This window comes from Alkalihalobacillus phoenicis (assembly GCF_047302405.1).
Taxonomy (GTDB): Bacteria; Bacillota; Bacilli; order Bacillales; family Bacillaceae_D; genus Alkalihalobacillus.
This window is the reverse complement of the sequence record NZ_CP154853.1, coordinates 423175-445141: the sequence shown is the minus strand read 5'-3', so window position 1 is coordinate 445141 and position 21967 is coordinate 423175. Positions and strand designations below refer to the sequence as shown.

The window sequence follows — 21967 nt, the reverse complement described above, 5'->3', positions numbered from 1 at the left end:
CACCACCTTAACTTAAGTCCACACGTTTATTTAAGAATCGATATGATATATCTACAGCTAAATTGACGAATACAAATAATAGGGCACAGACTAAAATAGCTCCTTGTACCATTGGAAAATCATGAGCTCGAATCGAATCAACGATCAAACGCCCAAGTCCATTAATCGCAAAAACTTGCTCTGTTACAACAGCCCCTCCTAATAATGAGCCAAACTGTAAACCAACTACTGTTACAACTGGGATAAGTGCATTACGGAGAGCATGTTTATAAATCACAACTTTTTCCGAGACACCTTTTGCATGAGAAGTACGGATATAATCTTGGTCCAACACTTCTAACATCGCTGAACGAGTCATCCTAGCAATGATCGCTGCTCCGACCGTCCCTAAAGTGATCGTTGGCAAAATCATTTGTTGCCATGTTCCCCAACCAGCTACTGGTAAGATACCAAAATTTACAGAGAAAACATAAATTAACATAATCCCAAGCCAGAAGTTAGGCATTGATAAACCAAATAATGCAATTAACATTAAACCGACATCTGAAAAAGAATATTTTCGAGTTGCTGAGATAATTCCGGCAATAAGTCCAAACACAACAGCTAGAGCTGTACCGAGGATAGCCAATTGAGCCGTAATCCAAAAGCGTGAATCAAAAATTTCTTGAGCGACCGGTCGATTTGTCCGAATTGAATTTCCTAAATCTCCAGTAACCGCATTCCCAATGAATCGTAAATATTGTTGATGTGGTGGATCATTTAAACCAAGATTTTCTCTCATTTGTTCAATTTGTTCAGGATTCGCATTCTCTCCAGCGATAATTCGAGCCGCATCACCTGGAATAAGATACATCATTAAAAATACAGCTAAGGTCACCCCGATTAATACAGGAATTGTTTGGACAATTCTTCTTATTATAAATAAAAACATGTTCGTTCACCTTCCTATCTTAATTCTTTGATTTCGGATCTAATGCGTCACGTAATCCATCCCCAAATAAGTTAAAGCCAATAACAACAAATAAAATGGCTATCCCTGGGAATAAAGTGACATGCGGTGCTTGAGCAATATAACTACGTCCTTCAGACAACATTCGTCCCCATTCAATGGCTGGTGGCGTAGTTCCTAATCCGAGGAAGGAGAGCGCACTAGCTGTAATAATCGCAGATGCAATATATAAAGTCGTTTGGACAATAATCGGTGACATAATATTCGGTAAAACATGTTTAAAAATGATCCTAAAGTTTGAGGCTCCAACCGCTTTGATCGCATCGATATACTCCAGTTTTTTCACGGTTAATGTTGAACCTCGAACAATCCTCGCAAAACTTGGAATCGCATAAAACGCAACAGCAATCACAACATTTGTTGTACTTGCTCCAAGAATACTAATAATCGCTAACGCTAACAAAATTCCAGGGAACGCTAATAACACATCACAAATTCTCATAATTAATGTGTCGACCCATCTTCCGTAATACCCAGAAACAATCCCTAATAAAATACCAATTATTGCTCCAAGAATGGTAGATGCAATACCAATTGATAATGAAAGCCTAGCACCATACAAAACTCGGCTAAGTATGTCACGTCCTTTATCATCTGTCCCGAACCAATTCTCAAAAGAAGGAGGTTGTAATTTATTCCCATAATCTTGAGTTATGGGGTCATATGGAGCGATAAAAGGGCCTATTATTGCTAAAACCATAAAAAAGATAATGATAATGGCTCCTGCTAATGCTGCTTTATTTTTGGCTAGTTTTTTATAAAAACTATTCCACCTTATCATTCTAGTATTTTGTGGTGTGGGATTATTGATTGCTACTGGTTCCATTTGTGGCTGCTGCTCCATCTCTTTTCATCCTTTCACTCATCAATCAATTAATAATTAAAATAATGTCCTAAAACCTATAGGCAAAATAATTACTTTAGAAAATAATTATGTTCTTCTTCATCCCCCTTTCAGTAAAAATAGATTTTCAATTATGTACTTTAGAAAATCAAAATTATTATAGTATTATTGGATAATAAGGAATAAAAACCTTTATTAACCATATAAACTGGTTTCAAAAGAAAACTAGTTTTTTTATTGAAATACTAACATAACTATTCGAAACTTTCAAAATAATATTGTAAATTATTATTTTTTAAATTATTATATAGTTTGTAATAGTCAAATAATGAACCTTGAAGGGGGACAAACAAATGAAACAAAAAAAGAAATGGCTACTTATGCTTGTGTTTTCTTTTGTAGCAGCCATCGTACTAGCCGCTTGTGGTGGCAATACGGAAACAGAAGGAGACCCATCCGATGATGGAGCAGGCACAGATGAGGCAGACAACACAGAAGAAGTAGTAGGAGAAGCTGCTGAGGGCGGAGAATTAATTTTCGTTACTCCTTCAGATGCTCCAACACTTGACCCTCATGGTGTCAATGATACAGCATCAAATACAGCAACTTCACAAATGCTTGAAAGATTAACAGATTACAATGAGGATGGAGAAGTTATTCCATTACTAGCTGAAAGCTTTGAACCACTTAATGATTTAACATGGGAATTTAAATTAAAAGAAGGAATTAAATTCCACGATGGGACAGACTTTAATGCAGAAGCTGTTAAAGTTTCGTTAGAGCGTATCCTTGATGAAGAATTCGCTTCACCTAAACGAGTTATTCTTGCAATGATTTCAGAAGTAGAAGTTATTGATGATTACACTGTACAAATTTCAACAGAAGAGCCATTTGCTGCACTTCCAGCTCACTTAGCTCATAATGCAGGTTCCATCATTGCTCCTTCTGCTATTGAAGAAGAGAACAACGACGGAAAAACAGTTGATGAAAACCCAATCGGTACTGGTCCATTTAAACTTGACAGCTGGAACCGTGGTGCCGAAATTCTAATGGTGAAAAATGAAGATTATTGGGGTGAAGGTCCATACCTTGACTCAATTAAATTTATTTCCGTTCCTGAACAAGCTACACGTGTGGCTATGTTAGAAAGCGGAGAAGCTCACATTATGTTAGTCGGTGCTTCTGATGTGAACCGTGTAGAAGCAATGTCTCAAATTGAAATCGACCGTGTTTCCGGTACACGTATGGACTATGTCGGTATCAATATGGAAAAAGCACCATTTGATGACAAGCTAGTTCGTCAAGCTGTAGCAATGGCGATTAATAAAGATGATGTAGTTGATGGAATTTTAGATGGACAAGGTGTTCCAGCAGTTGGTCCACTTGCTCCAACTGTTGTTGGTAACCACCAAGACCTTGTGCCACTTCCATATGATGTAGAAGGTGCCAAAGAATTATTAGCAGAAGCTGGTCACGCTGATGGCTTCTCAACAACTATTTATGTAAACGATGGTAGTAAAGAACGTGCTGATATTGCCGAGTTTGTTCAAACTCAGTTAGCTGAGATTGGCATTACAGTTGATATTGAAGTCATTGAGTGGGGTGCTTTCTTAGAGAAAACAGCCGCTGGTGAGCATGAATTATTCGTTTTAGGGTGGACGACAGTAACAGGTGATGCTGACTACGGATTATACAATCTTTTCCATTCTTCACAATTCGGTGACCCAGGTAACCGTTCTTTCTATAGCAATTCTCGCGTTGATGAGCTCCTTGACTTAGGTCGTACAAGTACCGATCAAGATGAGCGTAATCAAGCTTATAAAGAAGTATCTGAAATTTTAGTTGATGAAGTACCAATGATTTATTTACATCACCCAGACTTCGTACACGGAATGAACGGCGTATCTACTGGTTTATTCGTAAACTTCAGTGGTACACCATTCTTCAAAGATGTACAGTTAGCTCAATAAGCTTTCACAAAAAGGCTGCCCAAGGTCAATCATGACCTCGATGCAGCCTTTTTTAATCGTTGAACTCCTACTCTATGAATACAAATAAATAAACAGCGGCGTTAAACAGGTGGCAACAACAGCCATTAATAAAAAGGACAACGTGCTAATGGCACCAGCTTCATCATCGGTCTCCATAAGCCGTGCTGTACCAATTGCGTGTGCTGTCGCTCCCATCGCAATTCCTTTTGCAATGGAATGAGAAACTTTTGCCTTTTTAAAAAGAAAGGGGCCAGTAATAGCCCCAACCATGCCGGATATCGTACAAATCGCCGCCGTAAACGAAGCAATTCCACCATATATATAAGCCAGTTCAATCGCAATTGCTGCTGTTGTGTTTCGAAGTAGCATGGATTTAATGACTTCCATTGGAATATCAAGCAACCATAACATAATTGTTCCTAAAAACATCGCAAGTACCGCAGCAAATGTGAGCCAAAAAAAGATTAATGGAAGAATCTTCAATAATCTTTTTCGGTGCAAATAAAGAGGAAAACTAAGAGCCACAATAGCTGGTCCTAAAAAGTAGTCAATCCATTTGGCCCCGCTGTGGTAATCTGAAAAAGGAATATTAAAAACGATTAAAATACAAATAATGACGGCGGTGCTAAAGAAGACAGGTAATAGAAAACTCCATTTTGTTTTTTTATAAAAATAGAGAGAGCCTAAATAAATGCCAATCGTTAAAACTATCCAAAATAAGGCTGTTATATTCATTGTTGTTTCTCCTGACTCACAAGCCTTTTTTCAATTAACCAGGAAGTAATCAAAATCACAACCATCGTACTCACAATCAAGATTACAAAAATGAATAAACCAGTTAACGACACTAGCTCTGTATATTGAATAATCCCAACAGTGACCGGAACAAAAAAGAGTGGTAGATACATAATTAATGTGTCTGCTCCAGGTTTTCCCCATTTGTATAATTTATCTTTTCCGATTAATAGAGTTAGAAACATGAATGCCATTCCTATTAAACTACCAGGAATAAATGGAAGAAACTTAGAGTGAATCCAAACCCCAAGTGCATTATATAAAGTTAAGATAACAACTCCAACAAACACATAAATCACCTTCATTTTCCCACCCCATTATAAGACGTCCTAAAAAAATTGAGGCTGCTCCAAAGTGTCATCCAAAACGACTTATGGCAGCCCCTTTTCAACAGTTAGACAATTTTAGCGAATTTACGTTTTCCAACCTGAATAATTAAGCCCGGTGTGACATCCACTTGTAGTTGAACATCGTTAACCTTTTCTTCATTCAACTTCACCCCACCATTTTGGATCATACGTCTTGCTTCTCCTTTTGATGATTGAAGTTTTAATTGAACAAGCAAATCGACAATCCAAATTTGAGCTTCACCCTCCCACTTCACTTCAGGAATATCGTCTGGGAGAGCCCCTTTTTGGAACACTGTTTTGAAATATTGGATAGCTTCTTCTGCTTCTTTTTGACCATGATACATCTCTACAAACTTAGCACCTAAGTTCATTTTGGCATCACGTGGATGAACTGTACCGCCTTTTAATCCAGCTTCCAAAGCCTCAACTTCCTCTATTGGTAAGTCTGTTGCGAGTTTGTAGTATTTGATCATCAGTTCATCCGGTATCGACATTGACTTTCCAAAAATTTCATTTGGTGCTTCATCAATTCCAATATAGTTATGAAGGGACTTAGACATCTTTCTTTCCCCATCTAAACCTTCAATTAACGGTAACGTCATGACGATTTGTTTTTCTTGACCATATGCTTCTTGAAGTTGACGGCCCATTAACAAGTTAAACTTTTGATCCGTCCCGCCAATTTCCACATCTGTTTCCATCGCAACAGAATCATAACCTTGCATTAATGGATAGAAAAATTCATGAATCGAGATCGCTTGTCCTGATTTATAACGTTTTTCAAAGTCATCGCGCTCAAGCATTCTCGCAACCGTCACATTTCCAGCAAGGTTAATGACATCTTCAAACGATAATTTCTTTAACCATTCTGAATTGTAATAAAGTGTTGCCTTATCCATATCCAACACTTTTCCGTATTGTTCAACATACGTTTTCGCATTTTCTAACACTTGTTCGTCAGTTAATTGCTTTCGTGTTTCTGATTTGCCAGTTGGATCTCCTATTCTTCCTGTAAAATCACCAATTAACATTTGTACTTGGTGACCTAATTCTTGAAACTGTCTTAATTTATGAAGCACAACCGTATGACCTAAATGGACATCTGGTGCAGAGGGATCCATTCCTAGTTTTACTTTTAACGGCTTACCTGTCACAATCGAGCGAGCAATTTTTTTGCGGAACTCATCTTCTGGGACGATTTCCACAACCCCACGTTGCAATAAATTATATTGGCGCTCGACTTCTTTTTCTTGTTCGGTGGTTAGTTTTAATTCTTCCATCTTCATTCCTCCAACTATTCTTCATTTTTTCCATAAAAAAAACCCTCCTCCCTATACAAAGGGACGAGGTTATCGCGTTACCACCCTAATTGAAGCCTTATTCAAAAAAGCTTCCACTCCATTCGATAACGGCGTAACCGTTTCTTGCTACTCACAAGAAATGCTCCAGGTCCGTAATTCAAACACACTTTGTACTGATTTTCACCAACCATCAGTTCTCTACTTTTTACAGAAGTGTCTTCTACTTTTACCCTTCAACGCACAAATATATAGCTTTACAGAAATACAATTGTTTTCTTTTTACCACATATCTGCTTTTCATGTCAAATAGCAGGAGAAATATGGATGAAAGGATAGGCACTATTGCTATCATATGCTATAATATGGCTGTTATAAGGAGGTTCGATATGAAAAAACTATTTTCAACAATTTCCGAACAATTTAGGTCCTTTACAGATTGGTTACATCGGACAAAAATTATCCGCAGTATCGGCATTACATATCAAGTGCTATGGAATTTATTGCTTATTTTTATCATTTTTGGAGCAATGTCGATCTTTTTTGCCGGTGGAGCATTTGCAGGCTATTTTGCCTCTTTAGTCGCTGATGAACCATTGCGTTCTTCTGAGGAAATGCTCGTAGAAATCTACGACTATGAAGAGACCAGTGAAATATATTTTGCCAATGATGAGTACTTAGGTAAAGTCCCAACTGAACTTGAACGAGAAGAAATCTCTCTTGATCAAGTATCAGAATATGTGATTCAAGCCTTAATTGCAACAGAAGACGAACACTTTTTTGAGCATGAAGGTATTGTTCCGAAAGCCATTTTACGTGCCACATTACAAGAGTTTGCAAATTCTAGTGTTCAAACAGGTGGTAGTACAATCACTCAGCAGTTAATTAAGCAGCAAATTTTAACGAGTGAAGTTTCCTTTGACCGGAAAGCAAAGGAAATTCTATTAGCCATGCGCCTAGAAACGTTTATGGAAAAAGAAGAAATTTTAGAAGCTTATTTAAATGTTGTACCATTTGGCCGAAATGCATCAGGTCGTCAAGTTGCTGGTGTTCAAGCAGCGGCTGAAGGTATTTTTGGGGTCGATGCGAGCGAATTAAATATTCCTCAAGCTGCCTTTATTGCCGGTTTACCACAAAGTCCATTTGGGTACACCCCCTTTACGAGTAATGGAGATGTCAAAGAAAATTTTGATGCCGGTTTAAACCGAATGCGGAATGTCCTAACTAATATGTATGAAGTCGGGTACATTACTGAAGAGGAATATCAAGAAGCTCTCGCTTACGATATTCGCGAAAACTTAACCGATGCAACAGCATCACCTTTACAGGATTATCGTTATTTAACAACTGATATTCTGAATCGAGCAACCGTTATTTTAGCGAAAGAGCAACTTGAAAAAGATGGTATTACCTTAGAAGAGCTTCTTGCAAATGTTGATGAGATTGAAGATGCAGATAAAAGAAAAGAAGAAATCGCTAGAATCAATGAAGAGTATACACAGACGAAAAATGAGTACGAAGCAACAGCAAGACAAGATTTACGCCGTAAAGGATACGTAATTCACACAACCGTCGACAAAGAACTATATGATGCGATGCAGGTTGCCGCTGTCCAAGACAACTCACTATTTGGAAAACCTAAGCAAAGCCGTATAGATAGTTCAATTACCGATCAACAGCAACAGCTTGGCTCTGTTTTAATTGATAATGCTACTGGTGCCATTTTAGCTTTTGTTGGTGGTCGCGATGAAAAAAATTCAACTCAAGATTTTAACTTTGCCACTATGAGGGGTAGGCCAACTGGTTCTACGATGAAACCATTATTAGCCTATGCACCAGGGATGGATTATGGTACCGTTCAGCCTGGTTTTGTAATACCAGATACCCCTCAACGTTATAATGATCGTGAAGCTAAAAACATCTCTAACTTTGAAGGTGGATATAAGGGGCTTCTTACGGTTAGACAATCTTTAGAACAATCCCGAAATGTACCTGCGGTTAGAGCCTTTAATACAGTCCCTAATGATTATAGTAGAGAGATTTTTGATAAGTTAGGTTTTCATATTAATTGGGAATCAGGCTTACCTGAATCATCTGTATTAGGGCCACTCGATGTAACGGTGGAAGGTAATGTCAATGCCTATGCTACATTTGCCAACGACGGCAAACGGGTTGAATCTTATTTAATTGAAAAGATCGAAACCCGTAACGGTGATGTTGTTTTTGAACATGAAATTGAACCAATTGAAGTATTTAGCCCACAAACCTCCTATTTAATGTTAGATATGATGCGTGGTGTTATTAGAAATGGAACAGCTGCACGACTTAACGGAAAAATAAAAGGAAATTCAGATTGGGCAGGTAAAACAGGTACTTCAAATGATGAAAGAGATTACTGGTTCGTTGCCACTAATCCACGAGTTTCTCTTGGGATATGGGTTGGCTATGAACATAATATGACTTTAGATAGTGGTTATTCTCAAAGAACAATGGATTTATGGGCTAATTTAGCCAATACTGTGTATGACGTCCGTCCAGAATTATTCGCCTCAGGTGAACGTTTTCAAGCTCCTGACGGCATTGTAAGTCGTCAAGTTTGCACATTGACGGGGACACTCCCTTCAAAAGCTTGTCAGGACGCAGGCTATGTAAAATCTGAGTTATTTAATTCAAAATTTGTGCCTTCTCAACAAGATAGTAGTGGGGCAGCCAGATACGTCACCATTGATGGTAAAAACTATAAAGCATTAGATTCCACACCATCAGAATTTACTGAACAAGGGATAACAGTCTCATTTAATAACTGGAATATTGATAATATTAGTCAATACCTACCTGATAATATGAAAAACATTGTTCCAAATAATAATGCTCCAGATAACGGCAACACACCTGGTAAAGTTTCTGGTGTAAAATTAAGTGGCTCGACCTTAACTTGGAGTAAACATGGAGCCGGTGATATTGTTGGTTACCGCATTTATCAAGCTGATAACGGTAGTGATAATTTTAGCCGTGTCGCTAGTGTAAAAATGAATACGACCACTAGTCATAATGTTAGTGGTGGCTCTAAAGCTTATTATGTGACCGCCGTTGATACAAGAGGAAATGAATCCCCTGCTTCCGATACCGCAAAAGGAAGCGACTGGATTAGTGCCGAAGAGAAAGAAAAGAAAGCCGAACAAGAGCGTAAAGAACGTGAGGAAGAAGAACGTAAAGAACGCGAAGAAGAAGAACGTCGCCAGCAAGAAGAGGCAGATAACGAAGCAGATAATAGCGATGGAGATAATAGTACTGAAGAAAATAACGATGAAAATGACGATTAATTTGATGAATGAGGAAAAGCCACACCAATGAGGTGCGGCTTTTTTGTATATACTTCGAGGTTAGAAACCTAACCAGCTAGCCTTTCAAATTCCTATCCAAAAGACTCTCCTCTTCCTCCTATCAAAAAGCGACTGAACCCACATAAAATGTGAATCCAGCCACTCATAAATTCTAAAGCTTCATAAACTAGTTTTTAGTCTTCCATTGTTGATAAGTCGCCTGTTGGTAGGTCAAGCTCCCAAGCTTTAAGCACGCGTCTCATAATTTTTCCACTACGCGTTTTTGGTAATTTTGCACGGAACTCAATCTCTCTTGGTGCTGCGTGTGCAGAAAGTCCGTTTTTAACAAATACACGAATCTCTTCTCTTAGCTCATCCGTAACTTCATACCCGTCACGTAACGCGATAAAAGCTTTAATAATTTCACCACGGACCGGATCTGGTTTTCCAATAACACCAGCTTCAGCAATCGCAGGATGCTCAACAAGTTTACTTTCGACTTCAAACGGTCCAACTCGCTCCCCAGACGTCATAATAACATCATCGACACGTCCTTGGAACCAAAAGTAGCCATCTTCATCCATATAAGCAGAGTCACCTGATACGTACCAGCCGTCAATCTCAAAATAGCTGTTATATTTTGGCTCATTTTTCCAAATTGCTCTCATCATTGATGGCCAACCTTTTTTAATCGCAAGGTTCCCCATTCGATTAGGAGGAAGCACATTACCTTGGTTATCAATAATTGCCGCTTCAACACCTGGAATCGGTTTACCCATTGAACCAGGACGGATTTCCATTGCTGGATAGTTACAAATTAACTGAGCACCCGTTTCGGTCATCCACCACGTATCATGAATTCTTAAATTAAATACTTTCATACCCCAACGAACAACTTCTGGGTTCAGTGGTTCCCCAACACTTAATACGTGACGAACACTTGATAAATCGTATTTTCCTACAACAGCGTCACCAGCACTCATAAGCATTCTAAAGGCTGTTGGTGCACTATACCAAACAGTTACATTATATTTTTGTAAAGTCTCATACCAATCTGCTGGGCTAAAACGTCCACCTTTGACAACATTCGTAACACCAGCAAGCCATGGTCCAAAAATACCGTAAGATGTTCCGGTTACCCAACCTGGGTCAGCTGTACACCAGTATACATCATCTTCTTTTAAATCTAGTACCCATTTAGCTGTTTGATAATGTTGAATCATCGCATTGTGAACATGAAGGACACCTTTAGGTTTCCCAGTAGAGCCAGATGTATAATGTAAAATTAATGGATCTTCAAGGTCAACCCATTCTACTTCGAACTCATCACTTGCTTTTTCAAATTGACTTAAGAAATCAACAATTTTGTCATCTTCTTTTACTTTTTCATCAATGATTAGAATTTTTTCTAATGCTGGTAAATCTCCGACTGGAACACGTTCTAATAAAGCTGGTGTTGTGACTAACACTTTTGCTTCACTATCTTCTAGACGGTCTTTTACAGCCCCTTCCATAAATGCTTCAAAAAGAGGTCCGACAATAGCACCTAACTTAATAGTTCCTAATAGAGCAAAATAGAGCTCAGGTGAACGTGGCATAAAAATAAAAACACGATCTCCTTTTTCTACTCCTACTTCTTTTAAAACATTTGCCGCTTTATTTGAATTTCGTTTCATTTCTTCATATGTAAACGATTCATCTCGTTTAGCATCATTGTAATATAATGCAATTTGTGAAGCCTTTTCGCCGACAGCATGACGGTCAATTGCTTCATAAGCTAAATTGACTTTTCCCGTATCATTCCAAGAGAACTGCTCTTTCACTGATTCCCAATTGAACGACTTTACAGCCTCATCATAGTCTTTTAAATTGTAGTTCCCATTTACAGATGGAAGCGCTTGCACTTTCATTTAACATCTTCCTCTCTTATTTTCAATTTACAAAATTATTATATAACATCCTGAAAATTTATTCAATTTAAAATGTTCAATTATGACAAAAAACTGTCAATTCAATATTTTGAAAAGTTCATCTTTTCTTTATGTTATGATAAACTCAAGATGTGAAATAGCTTTTTAAAGGTGGTTACAAATAAAGATGAAACATCATAAAACCTATGCAAATACCGAAATACCTTATAAGGATCGAACGATTATACTAGAAGGACCTGTTCCGGCCGAAAGACTAGCAACCTATCATTTTCACGAAGATTTAACCTCTTTTAGACCTGTTAAAGAACAGAAAGAAGCATTATTAGAAATTGCGGAATTACCTGAAGGTCGAATTAATATCATTCGTGATCGAGAAACAGTTGTAGGTTATGTGACTTTCCATTATCCTGACCCACTAGAACGGTGGTCAGAGGGAAATATTGAGAATTTAATCGAGTTAGGAGCTATCGAAATTGCTCCAGATTATCGACGAGTTCGGGCTGGAAAAACGATGCTAGAATTATCCGTTCAAGATCCCTTTATGGAAGATTATATTATTATTACAACTGAATATTATTGGCATTGGGACCTTAAAGGAAGCGGTTTAGATGTATGGGAATATCGAAAAATGATGGAGAAAATGATGAATGCCGGGGGACTTATTTGGTTTGCCACAGACGATCCAGAGATTAGTTCTCATCCTGCAAACTGCTTAATGGCACGAATCGGAAAAAATGTAAAACCAGAAACGATGCAAGAATTTGATCAACTACGGTTTCAAAATCGATTTATGTATTAATAATTTAAGGAAGTGACGTTCAATGCTTGTAGAAGAAATCATGCAAAAAGAAGTCATTACTTTACAAATAAACGCAACGATTCAAGAAGCCATTCAGACACTTGAAGAAAATCGAATCCGTCATTTACCTATTATGAATGAAAACAATCATTTAGTTGGAATTATTTCTGACCGTGATATTCGTGATGCAAGGCCATCCATTTTTTCAAACAAACAGGACGATGATGTATTAAGTCAGCCGATTACTAATCTAATGACCACAACTGTCATTACGGCTCACCCTTTAGACTTTATTCAAGATGCTTCTTCTATCTTTTATTCTCACCGAGTCGGTTGTTTACCAATCTTAGACAATCAAAAGTTAGTTGGTATTATTACTGAAAAAGAGGTTCTTTATTGTTTAACAGAATTAATTGGTGCTCATCAACCAAGCTCACATATTGAAGTAAGAGTACCTAATAAAACAGGGGTACTTGCGGATGTAGCCTCTATTTTCAAAACCTATAAAATAAATATCATTAGTGTGATCGTCCGTCCAAGTGACAACCAAGGTGACAAAGTACTCGTTTTTCGTATCCAAACGATCGATCCAAGACGTGTGCTCCAAGAAATTCACGCGGCTGGATATGAAGTATTGTGGCCAAGCATCCCAGGAGGAACAAGATGACTTTACAATCTGCCTTTATTTATTCATCCGAACAACTAGGCTACCGATTTAATGATAATCACCCTTTTAATCATATGCGTTTGCAACTAACTTACGATCTACTAAAAAATTCAAATGCCCTTGATGATAAGAATATTTTAAAACCTCGAATGGCGACCGACGAAGAAATTGCTTATGTACATCACCAAGATTATATTGACGCTGTAAAAAAAGCGGGAGAAGATACCATTGATGCCCATACTGCCGATTGTTATGGTCTAGATACAGAAGATACGCCTATTTTCAAAAACATGCATCAAGCCTCTGCTTTATTAGTTGGTGGTACATTAACAGCGGTTGAAGCAGTCATGAGTGGCCAGTTTCAACATGCCCTCCATCTTGGTGGCGGCCTACACCATGGATTCCGTGGTAAAGCTTCTGGTTTTTGTATTTATAATGATAGTGCGATTGCCATTGAGTATTTAAAAAGACATTATCAAGCACGAGTTTTATATATTGATACAGATGCACATCATGGCGATGGCGTGCAATTTGCTTTTTATGACGACCCATCTGTTTGTACATTAAGCATCCATGAAACTGGTCGTTATTTATTCCCTGGTACTGGACAAACAAATGAAATTGGTTCCGGCCATGGATATGGGTATTCAATTAATGTACCAATCGATGCATTTACTGAGGATGATTCTTTTTTAGAAGTTTATGAAACCGCTCTCCGAGAAGTGATTGAATTTTTTAAACCCGATGTGATTTTGACACAAAATGGAGCCGATGCCCATTTTCAGGATCCATTAACCCATTTATCCGTCTCGTTAAAAAGCTTACATTATATTCCTAAACTCGCTCATGAACTTGCCCATGAATATTGTAATGGTAAGTGGATTGCCGTTGGTGGGGGTGGTTATGATATTTGGGATGTCGTCCCTCGTGCTTGGAGCTCTATCTGGTTAGAAATGAGTGAGCAAACTCATGTGTTCCAACAGAGCATTCCAACCTCATGGATCGATAAATGGGAAAAAGATGCCCCATGTCCATTGCCACGAACATGGCTTGATGACCCGAATAAATTTCCTAGCATCCCGAGAAGGGCTGAAATCACCGAAAAAAACCAAAAAACATTAGAACATGCTCTTCTTCACATCCGCAGGGAGTCATCACCAAAATCAAAAGATAAAAAGCTAAACCTCGACTCCTTTTAAGAGTGTGATGGTTTAGCTTTTTTTGGCTTAAAGCTTATTTTCTGGTGAAAGTTTCATTAACATTTTACAAACAAAATCATGGGATTGTTTGCTCGCTAATTTCGTGAAATCAGCAAAGCTTAACGATGCCTCACCGTTTGCTTTATCAGAAATAGAGCGAATAATGACAAATGGTATTTCATTTAAGGCGGCCACTTGGGCAACTGCAGCCCCTTCCATCTCTACACAAACACCTTCAAACTCTTCTCTTAAGGAAATCACTTTATCTCGGTCAGCGACAAATTGATCCCCACTTAATATACGTCCTTTTATAACTTCAGCAACTGACAATTCGATCGCCGCCTGCTCAGCGATTTTAACTAAAGTCGGATCAGCCACAAAATCAGAGGTGCCTTCATGCATCGGAATCTCACCCTTTTTAAACCCTAAGGCACTTCCGTCAATATCATGTTGCAAGGCACTCGTCGAAACAACGATATCACCTACATTTAATTCCTCTAATAATCCTCCAGCAACCCCTGTAAAAATCAAATGGGTCATTTTGTATGTATCAATTAAAATTTGTGTGGTTAAAGCCGCATTTACTTTTCCTACCCCTGATTTACATAAAACAATTTCATGGTCTAGCATCGTTCCCTCATAAAAGGTAACGCCCGCTTTATTTGACTTAAGCTGAATATCCATTTCAGCTTTCATTTGTTCAATTTCTTCTTGCATTGCTCCAATAATTCCAACCTTCATCAATGACCACCTCATTACATTTGCTATTACATATCCTTTATTAGTGTATCTCTTTTTGTCGTTAGGTGAAAGTCCCTTGTTTTAAATCAACACAACGTTCGATACTAAAATAACCCGAGGAGACAATATTCCTCGGGTCTTAGTAAGTTTCGTCCTCTTCATAGGTTGGATCAGAGATGATAATAACGACACGTCGATTGATTTGCAAATTGTCATTCGTCGTATTTGGAACAACTGGCCTTGTTTCTCCATATCCAGTTGCCATAAAACGATACGGATCGACTTCATTATTTTCAATAAAATAACGAATCACACTACTTGCTCTCGCCCCTGAAAGCTCCCAATTTGAAGGGTATCTTACCGTAGAAATAGGCCGATTGTCTGTATGCCCTTCGACTTTAATCATATTCGGGATCGCTTCAATTAAAGTCCCTACCTTTTCTAAAAAAGGCTTGGCCTCATCCAATAGGCTTGCTTCACCTGATTCAAAGGTTAGTCTCTCTTGCAGAACAAGCACAACACCTCGATCATCTCGAGTCGCTGAAATATGCTCAGAAAGTTCATTTTGCGAGATAAACTCTTGAACCTCCCTTAGAAGCTCGTCCATTTTGATTTGTTCATCCATCTCAAATCTTTCTGTAAATTCAGCTTCATTGACATCTTGGTCAGGATGTTCAAACTCAACCATCGATGGCATAAATTCAAATATTTGTCTTTGACTAAACGATTCTGCCATTGCTTGGAACTTTTGATTATCAATCGCCGACATTGAAAATAGCATAATAAAAAATACTAATATTAATGTCATTAAATCTGAATAGGTAACCATCCATTTCGGGGAACCTTTTTCAGGCTCTTGCTTTCTACGCTTCAGCATTTTGCTCACCTTGTGTCATAATAACTTCCGATTTTTTAGGAGTTTGACGATTAAAAGCACTTAATTTTTCCTCAAGGATTTTCGGATTCTGACCAGATTGAACACCAATAACACCTTCAATAATAATTTGTTTCAAAAATACTTCTTCTTCCGTCTTATTAGCAAGTTTAGCTGCCATCGGTGTAAAAACTAAGTTTGCAAGCACAGCACCATATAAAGTCGTAATAATCGCAAGAGCCATCGCCGGTCCTAAAGATGCTGGATCGTTTAGGTTTTGCAGCATTAGAACTAAGCCGACTAAAGTTCCGATCATTCCCCAAGCAGGAGCATATTCAGCTGCTCTCTCAAAGATAGAACGAGCATGACGATGGCGGTCTTCCATCGCTACAACTTCAGCCATTAAAATATCCTTAATAACATCTTGTTCGATACCATCAACGGCAAGTAAAATGCCTTTTTTAATAAAACGATCTTCTACTTCTTCAACACCTGCTTCAAGGGCAAGTAAGCCTTCTCTTCTTGCCTTGCTAGATAAATCAACAAAAGTCTTGATCAATTCCCCAATATCCTGCTCGTTTGTTTTAAAAACCTCAAGCATCATTTTTGGCACGATCAATATTTCTTTTAATGAAAAGTTAACAACAAGAGCCGCTAATAATCCCCCAAGAACGATAAAAACAGATGCCCAATCCATAAATACTCCGAGACCACTTGGGCCTGCATTTGCGATAACAGCCATCAGGAGAACCGTCAGTCCTAAAAATAACCCTATTGGTGTCATCAGATCTAGCTTTTTCATATTCCACTCCCTGCCTGAATTAATCTTCTACAGTTATGATTTAGTTGAACTTCTAAATTCAATACGGTGTGGTAATACGACAATATGATCCTCAAGCTCTTCTTTATTCATGTACTTTGTCAGTAAACGCATCGATACAGCTCCAATGTCATACATCGGCTGAACAACAGTAGTTAATGTAGGACGGACCATCGTTGCCAGTCGAGTATTATCAAAACCAATCACTTCAAAATCCTCTGGAATTTGAAAACCGCGGTCCTGTGCCCCATGAATAATTCCAAGAGCCATTTCATCATTTGCAGCAAATATAGCGGTAGGCTTGTCCGCAAGATTAACAAACTTCTCCATCGCTTCGATCCCTGAATCATACGTGTAATCACCAAGGACAACTAAATTTTCGTCAAACTCAATGTTGGCATCCTCTAAAGCAGAACGATAGCCGGCAAATTTCTGGAATCCATTAACAGGATCATCAAGTGAACCTGAAAGCATTCCGATTTTTTGGTGGCCTTTTTCCGTTAATGATTGTATCGCATCATAGGCAGCTTGCTTGTAATCAATGTTAACAGATGGGATTTCCTTATCCGTATCTAATGTTGCGGCAAGTACAACTGGTACAGGTGAACGTTTAAATTGCTCCACATGCTCTTCTGTAATCTGACTTCCCATAAAGACAATTCCGTCTACTTGTTTTTCTAATAAAGTGTTGATGAGATGGATTTCTTTATCTTGATTTTGGTCAGAGTTACATAAGATGATATTGTACTTATACATCGTCGCAATGTCTTCAATACCCCGTGCAAGCTCAGCAAAAAAGATATTTGAAATATCTGGGATAATAACCCCTACCGTCGTCGTTTTTTTACTTGCAAGTCCTCGAGCTACAGCGTTTGGACGATAACCTAAACGCTCAATCGCTTCTAGTACTTTCTTTCTTGTTGTCGGCTTTACATTTGGATTGCCATTCACTACACGTGAAACAGTTGCCATCGAAACACCTGCTTCTCTTGCTACATCATAAATTGTCGTATTCACTGTTATCCTCCTTTTTTTCACGTACCTTGATAAAAATATGTATAATTTATCATACGATACTACGGGGAGGTCCGCAATGTCTTTACATTTCTTATATCGACAACTTTCGTAATATTTTCAACAAAATTTTACGAAAACAACTTTCCCCGTTTTTATCCAATTTTTTCTTCCTTACACTTCATGCAACTTGCACTCAATGATCCTATTATGTGTTAGTTTTCCTTAGAAAACACTTCACTCCTAAAAAATTTACATTCATTCCCTTTCACAAAATATGTAAAAGACAGCCCTTTTATTTAAAGGGCTGAATTTCATCTATCTTTATTATCTCATGACTTTTCCTTGATATAAACCTGATTTTTGTAATTCATCAATAAAATGATTAAATTGTGGAATATTCATCTGTTGAGCCGAGTCTGATAAGGCAACTGCAGGATCAGGATGAACCTCTGCCATAACAGCATCTGCTCCAATCGCTAATGCCGCTTTTGCCGTTGGTAATAATAAATCACGACGACCTGTTGAATGAGTAACATCCACTAATACAGGTAAATGTGTTTCTTGTTTTAAGATAGGTACCGCTGAAATATCTAACGTATTACGCGTTGCTTTTTCATACGTACGAATACCACGCTCACAAAGCATAATCTGATCATTCCCTTTTGAAATGATGTATTCTGCTGCATGAATGAACTCTTCAATAGTTGCCGCTAAACCACGCTTTAATAAAACAGGCTTTTTCACAGAACCAGCCGTTTTTAATAATTCAAAGTTTTGCATATTACGAGCACCGATTTGAATAACATCAATGTAGTCAATAGCAAGTTCTACATCTGCTGGGTTCACAATCTCACTAATAACGACCATATCTAACTCATCAGCGACTCGTTTTAAAATTTGTAATCCTTCTAAACCTAACCCTTGGAAATCATATGGAGATGTACGTGGTTTGAAAGCACCACCACGTAATAATCTTAAGCCTCTATCCTTCATTGCTTTTGCAACTGTTAATACTTGTTCATAACTTTCAACTGCACATGGACCCATAATTAAATTTTGGGCACCATCACCAATTTTTTCACCCTTTAAATCAACAATCGTATTCTCCGGATGTTTTTTACGTGAAACAAGAAGGGCTTTGCTATTATCGTCTTCCTGAAGTTCTAAGCTTGCTTTAAAGATTTGTTTAAATATATGTTGAAGGGTAGACGTTTCAAAAGGACCCTCGTTATTTGCTGCAATATGATCAAGCATTTTTCTTTCACGGACAGGATCAAAACGATTAACCCCTTGTTTTCCTTTGACTTTGCCAATTTCTTGAACGACTTCTGCTCGTTTATTAATTAATTCTAAGAGCTTGAGGTTCACCTCATCTAGTTCAGTTCTCAATACTTCTAACTGATCGTTACTCATTCTCTCCACTCCCTCATCTCAACTTCTTTTTTTTGATTACGGTAATTATAGAACATTTACAGAACATTGTCACTATTTTTTTCTTTATTAATTAGACGCTTTTAAGCACTAAAGTATTTTTATTTGATTTTAAGCTCTTTTTTTACAATATTGAATAAAAAATAATTTATCCAAGTATAAAATTAACTCTTAAAAAAATCAACAATCATTACTTAAAAAAGACAAATTGTCACAAATTTCATCACCATTCACTTTCCCCTTACACAAAAGCCCCCCATCTAGTAGAATAAGAAGAAAAGCGGAGAAAGGCGTTTAGGAGCGAGGAAAAATAAGAACAGCCTTGGAAGTCGCTTTTTGACTTCCTAAGGGTGGGCGATTTTTCCCGAGTTCCTGCCTTTCGCAGCTAGACAAGAAAAGCGGAGAAAGGCGTTTAGGAGCGAGGAAAAATAAGAACAGCCTTGGAAGTCGCTTTTTGACTTCCTAAGGGTGGGCGATTTTTCCCGAGCTCCTGCCTTTCGCAGCTAGACACTGAAATACGGAGAAATTAGAAGGTGAAGAGTGAAAATGAAAACACATAGACAACCACCCTTATTTGCCCTTGATATAGGAACACGCTCAGTCGTGGCCTTATTGTTGCAACCTGATAAAGATCAATTTGAACTAATCGATATTGAAATCATTGAACATAAAGAGCGCTCCATGTTGGATGGACAAATTCATGACATTCCAGCAGTTGCTACTGCAATAAAAAAAGTAAAAGAAACGTTAGAGGAAAAGCATGGTACTTTAAAAAAGGTTTGCGTTGCCGCTGCAGGACGTTCTTTAAAAACGAGACGATCTCAATTTGAATTAGACGTAAAAGGGAAACCTATTCTCCATTCAGAAGACGTATTACATTTAGAATTAAGTGCTGTTCAAAGAGCACAATATGAACTAGCTCAAACGGAAATAAAAGAATCATCGCTTCATTACTTCTGTGTTGGCTATTCAGTCTTAAATTATCAAATGGACGGAGAAATAATTGGTAGTTTAGTCGATCAAAATGGTGATAAAGCGTCTGTTGAAGTAATTGCCACTTTTTTACCCAAAATAGTCGTTGAGTCGTTACTATCTGCTTTAACACGAGCTGATCTAGAACTTGAAGCTTTAACTCTTGAACCGATTGCAGCTATTAATGTTTTAATTCCTCCCTCTATGCGCAGGTTGAATGTCGCTCTAGTCGATATTGGAGCTGGCACATCTGACATTGCCATTACCGATGAAAACACGGTCGTTGCTTATGGAATGGTTCCTGTCGCTGGGGATGAGATTACAGAAGCAGTTAGTGATCAATTTTTATTAGATTTTCCGGAAGCTGAACGAGTCAAAAGACAAATTCACTCAGAGGATACGATTCAAATCTCTGATATTCTCGGGTTCGAAACCGAATATACAAAAGAAGAAATGATTACACCTATTCGCTCAAATATTCGTCATTTAGCTCAAAAGATTAGTCACGAGATTTTAGAATTGAACGGCAAACCACCGAAGGCTGTGATGCTAGTAGGTGGCGGCAGTTTAACACCTGAGTTGCCAAAACATGTTGCTGAACTTTTGCGTCTACCAGAAAATCGTGTCGCCATTCGTGGCATTGAAGCCATTCAAAAACTAAAAAAAACAACGACAAATTCAATTGGTCCTGAATTAGTAACTCCCATCGGAATTGCCATTGCCGCTAAAGAAAACCCAATTGAATACTTAAGCATAACCGTCAATAATAAAAAGCTAAGACTATTTGATATCAAAAACTTAACTGTAGGCGATGCTCTACTAGCGGCAGGCGTAGACATTGCTAAGCTTTACGGAAAACCAGGTTTAGCCAAGATGGTGACGATTCAAAATAAAGTGACGACCATCCCCGGAGAGCTGGGACGTGCTCCTACTATTTTAAGAAATGGAGAAGCAACGTCACTTCACGCTATCATTCAAGCAAATGATGAAATCGTTGTGATACCTGGAGAAGCTGGTAAAGAAGTAACTGTTACGATCGATGAAATTTACGGTGATGTATCAACCCTTTCCCTATTTGTTAATGGTGAAATAATGGAAGTCCCAGGTTATTTTTTACAAAATGGAAAAAGAATAAAAAAGGAAACGCTCCTTAATGATCGTGATATCATTACGATTCAATATCCTGAAACGATTAAAGATGTTTTAAAGACCTTGTCAATCGAACCTAAAACATTTGAGCCTATTTTGATTCAATTTGATGGAAAGAAACAATCTTTATTTCATCCAAAGCAACAGATTTTTCTTAATAAGGCTAAAGCCACTTTATCAACTCGAATTCATAGACGTGATTCCTTAACGCTCCCAGCATCTAACAAAGAGATGGGATGGACATTACAGCTTGTTTTGCATACATTACAAATCGAAGAAGAGAAGCGAATTCAAGTTTTCTTTAATGATGAATTAATCACCTTAACAAAACCAAAGTTTCAATATTATCGTGAAGATGCATTATTGGCAAAAGAAACAAAAATTTTCAATGGGGACAAAATCATTGTCAAATCGATTGGAGATGACTTGTTTATTTTGCAGGATATCTTTGCTGTCCAAGAAATCACCATTCCTGAGAATAGTCGAAAACATATTGAACTTTATAAAAATGGTCAAGCAACTGGTTTTGCCGAACAAATTATCGATGGTGATAAAATCCAATTAACCATTAAGTAAAGTAATAAAACCGTTATTTTGATTAAAGGTTAATCAAATAACGGTTTTTTCATTATTTACCTGCGACTTTTCGTACCCTAATTTCTCCAGCTCAGCTTTTTCATTACTTATCCCTAGTTTTTCGCACCCTACCATCTTTCCTCATCGCACAAAAAAAGCCCCTATCAAAAGGTCAAATGCT

At 37.8% G+C, this 21967-nt stretch carries 17 protein-coding genes and 1 other annotated feature; of the genes, 6 read left to right on the top strand and 11 right to left on the bottom strand.

What is annotated here, in order from left to right; genetic code table 11:
* Window positions 1–7: 7 nt before the first annotated feature.
* Together AA0017_RS02025 and AA0017_RS02020 are read right to left on the bottom strand one after the other, a co-directional pair.
* Window positions 8–931: an ABC transporter permease gene (locus AA0017_RS02025; RefSeq protein ID WP_413379039.1), complete on the bottom strand. Its 924-nt coding sequence runs from the start codon at window positions 929–931 to the stop codon at window positions 8–10.
* A 19-nt stretch (window positions 932–950) separates the two neighbouring features.
* Window positions 951–1853: an ABC transporter permease gene (locus AA0017_RS02020; protein ID WP_413379038.1), complete on the bottom strand. Its 903-nt coding sequence runs from the start codon at window positions 1851–1853 to the stop codon at window positions 951–953.
* 353 nt (window positions 1854–2206) lie between these two features.
* Between AA0017_RS02020 and AA0017_RS02015 the strand changes: the two genes are divergently transcribed.
* A complete protein-coding gene (locus AA0017_RS02015) occupies window positions 2207–3823 on the top strand; it encodes a glutathione ABC transporter substrate-binding protein (RefSeq protein ID WP_413379036.1) in 1617 nt (538 codons plus the stop codon).
* Window positions 3824–3895: 72 nt separating this feature from the next.
* On the opposite strand, the gene AA0017_RS02010 is transcribed toward AA0017_RS02015, so the two are convergent.
* The 3 genes from AA0017_RS02010 to tyrS all read right to left on the bottom strand — a co-directional run bounded on the left by AA0017_RS02010 (window position 3896) and on the right by tyrS (window position 6269).
* The gene (locus tag AA0017_RS02010; RefSeq protein ID WP_413379034.1) at window positions 3896–4579 is read right to left on the bottom strand and encodes an LrgB family protein; all 684 of its coding nucleotides are present in this window, start codon (window positions 4577–4579) and stop codon (window positions 3896–3898) included.
* Window positions 4576–4944 carry a CidA/LrgA family protein gene (locus tag AA0017_RS02005; RefSeq protein ID WP_413379032.1) on the bottom strand — a complete coding sequence of 123 codons (369 nt, stop codon included), beginning with the start codon at window positions 4942–4944 and terminating at the stop codon, window positions 4576–4578. The genes AA0017_RS02010 and AA0017_RS02005 overlap by 4 nt, the downstream gene beginning before the upstream one ends.
* Before the next feature lie 89 nt (window positions 4945–5033).
* Complete coding sequence (tyrS, locus tag AA0017_RS02000; protein WP_413379031.1) at window positions 5034–6269, bottom strand: tyrosine--tRNA ligase; 1236 nt, start codon at window positions 6267–6269, stop codon at window positions 5034–5036.
* A 56-nt stretch (window positions 6270–6325) separates the two neighbouring features.
* Window positions 6326–6536, bottom strand: a binding site (T-box leader).
* A 140-nt stretch (window positions 6537–6676) separates the two neighbouring features.
* On the opposite strand from tyrS, the gene AA0017_RS01995 reads away from it, so the two are divergent.
* Window positions 6677–9610 carry a transglycosylase domain-containing protein gene (locus AA0017_RS01995; protein WP_413379030.1) on the top strand — a complete coding sequence of 978 codons (2934 nt, stop codon included), beginning with the start codon at window positions 6677–6679 and terminating at the stop codon, window positions 9608–9610.
* A 194-nt stretch (window positions 9611–9804) separates the two neighbouring features.
* Here AA0017_RS01995 and acsA read toward each other — a convergent pair whose 3' ends face one another.
* The gene (acsA, locus tag AA0017_RS01990; protein ID WP_413379028.1) at window positions 9805–11520 is read right to left on the bottom strand and encodes an acetate--CoA ligase; all 1716 of its coding nucleotides are present in this window, start codon (window positions 11518–11520) and stop codon (window positions 9805–9807) included.
* Window positions 11521–11707: 187 nt separating this feature from the next.
* Between acsA and AA0017_RS01985 the strand changes: the two genes are divergently transcribed.
* The 3 genes from AA0017_RS01985 to AA0017_RS01975 are packed head-to-tail and all read left to right on the top strand — an operon-like array spanning window position 11708 to window position 14206.
* A complete protein-coding gene (locus AA0017_RS01985) occupies window positions 11708–12340 on the top strand; it encodes a GNAT family N-acetyltransferase (protein ID WP_413379026.1) in 633 nt (210 codons plus the stop codon).
* A 22-nt stretch (window positions 12341–12362) separates the two neighbouring features.
* Window positions 12363–13007, top strand: coding sequence for an acetoin utilization AcuB family protein (locus tag AA0017_RS01980; RefSeq protein ID WP_413379024.1), 645 nt, complete (start codon window positions 12363–12365; stop codon window positions 13005–13007).
* Window positions 13004–14206, top strand: a complete 1203-nt coding sequence (locus AA0017_RS01975; protein ID WP_413379023.1) for an acetoin utilization protein AcuC — start codon at window positions 13004–13006, stop codon at window positions 14204–14206. Before AA0017_RS01980 ends, AA0017_RS01975 begins: the two co-directional genes overlap by 4 nt.
* Before the next feature lie 27 nt (window positions 14207–14233).
* Here AA0017_RS01975 and AA0017_RS01970 read toward each other — a convergent pair whose 3' ends face one another.
* The 5 genes from AA0017_RS01970 to AA0017_RS01950 form a co-directional block, all read right to left on the bottom strand.
* Window positions 14234–14947, bottom strand: a complete 714-nt coding sequence (locus AA0017_RS01970) for a 5'-methylthioadenosine/adenosylhomocysteine nucleosidase (protein WP_413379021.1) — start codon at window positions 14945–14947, stop codon at window positions 14234–14236.
* Between the two features lie 139 nt (window positions 14948–15086).
* On the bottom strand, window positions 15087–15824 hold the full coding sequence (gene motS, locus AA0017_RS01965; RefSeq protein WP_413379020.1) for a flagellar motor protein MotS: 738 nt from the start codon (window positions 15822–15824) through the stop codon (window positions 15087–15089).
* Entirely contained in the window at window positions 15811–16623 is an 813-nt protein-coding gene (gene motP, locus AA0017_RS01960) for a flagellar motor protein MotP (protein ID WP_413379017.1), read from the bottom strand. The genes motS and motP overlap by 14 nt, the downstream gene beginning before the upstream one ends.
* A 33-nt stretch (window positions 16624–16656) precedes the next feature.
* Entirely contained in the window at window positions 16657–17658 is a 1002-nt protein-coding gene (ccpA, locus tag AA0017_RS01955; RefSeq protein WP_413379015.1) for a catabolite control protein A, read from the bottom strand.
* A 324-nt stretch (window positions 17659–17982) separates the two neighbouring features.
* On the bottom strand, window positions 17983–19071 hold the full coding sequence (locus AA0017_RS01950) for a bifunctional 3-deoxy-7-phosphoheptulonate synthase/chorismate mutase (protein WP_413379013.1): 1089 nt from the start codon (window positions 19069–19071) through the stop codon (window positions 17983–17985).
* Between the two features lie 564 nt (window positions 19072–19635).
* Between AA0017_RS01950 and AA0017_RS01945 the strand changes: the two genes are divergently transcribed.
* A complete protein-coding gene (locus AA0017_RS01945; RefSeq protein ID WP_413379011.1) occupies window positions 19636–21786 on the top strand; it encodes a cell division protein FtsA in 2151 nt (716 codons plus the stop codon).
* Window positions 21787–21967 lie beyond the last annotated feature (181 nt).

Bases quoted from the DNA above. Each gene is read 5' to 3' on its own strand.
- AA0017_RS01945 (WP_413379011.1), top strand. From the start codon at position 19,636: ATGAAAACACATAGACAACCACCCTTATTTGCCCTTGATATAGGAACA.
- AA0017_RS02005 (WP_413379032.1), bottom strand. From the start codon at position 4,944: ATGAAGGTGATTTATGTGTTTGTTGGAGTTGTTATCTTAACTTTATAT.
- AA0017_RS02025 (WP_413379039.1), bottom strand. From the start codon at position 931: ATGTTTTTATTTATAATAAGAAGAATTGTCCAAACAATTCCTGTATTA.
- AA0017_RS02020 (WP_413379038.1), bottom strand. From the start codon at position 1,853: ATGGAGCAGCAGCCACAAATGGAACCAGTAGCAATCAATAATCCCACA.
- AA0017_RS01985 (WP_413379026.1), top strand. From the start codon at position 11,708: ATGAAACATCATAAAACCTATGCAAATACCGAAATACCTTATAAGGAT.
- motS (WP_413379020.1), bottom strand. From the start codon at position 15,824: ATGCTGAAGCGTAGAAAGCAAGAGCCTGAAAAAGGTTCCCCGAAATGG.
- AA0017_RS02015 (WP_413379036.1), top strand. From the start codon at position 2,207: ATGAAACAAAAAAAGAAATGGCTACTTATGCTTGTGTTTTCTTTTGTA.
- acsA (WP_413379028.1), bottom strand. From the start codon at position 11,520: ATGAAAGTGCAAGCGCTTCCATCTGTAAATGGGAACTACAATTTAAAA.
- AA0017_RS01970 (WP_413379021.1), bottom strand. From the start codon at position 14,947: ATGAAGGTTGGAATTATTGGAGCAATGCAAGAAGAAATTGAACAAATG.
- AA0017_RS01975 (WP_413379023.1), top strand. From the start codon at position 13,004: ATGACTTTACAATCTGCCTTTATTTATTCATCCGAACAACTAGGCTAC.
- tyrS (WP_413379031.1), bottom strand. From the start codon at position 6,269: ATGGAAGAATTAAAACTAACCACCGAACAAGAAAAAGAAGTCGAGCGC.
- AA0017_RS01995 (WP_413379030.1), top strand. From the start codon at position 6,677: ATGAAAAAACTATTTTCAACAATTTCCGAACAATTTAGGTCCTTTACA.
- motP (WP_413379017.1), bottom strand. From the start codon at position 16,623: ATGAAAAAGCTAGATCTGATGACACCAATAGGGTTATTTTTAGGACTG.
- AA0017_RS01980 (WP_413379024.1), top strand. From the start codon at position 12,363: ATGCTTGTAGAAGAAATCATGCAAAAAGAAGTCATTACTTTACAAATA.
- AA0017_RS02010 (WP_413379034.1), bottom strand. From the start codon at position 4,579: ATGAATATAACAGCCTTATTTTGGATAGTTTTAACGATTGGCATTTAT.
- AA0017_RS01950 (WP_413379013.1), bottom strand. From the start codon at position 19,071: ATGAGTAACGATCAGTTAGAAGTATTGAGAACTGAACTAGATGAGGTG.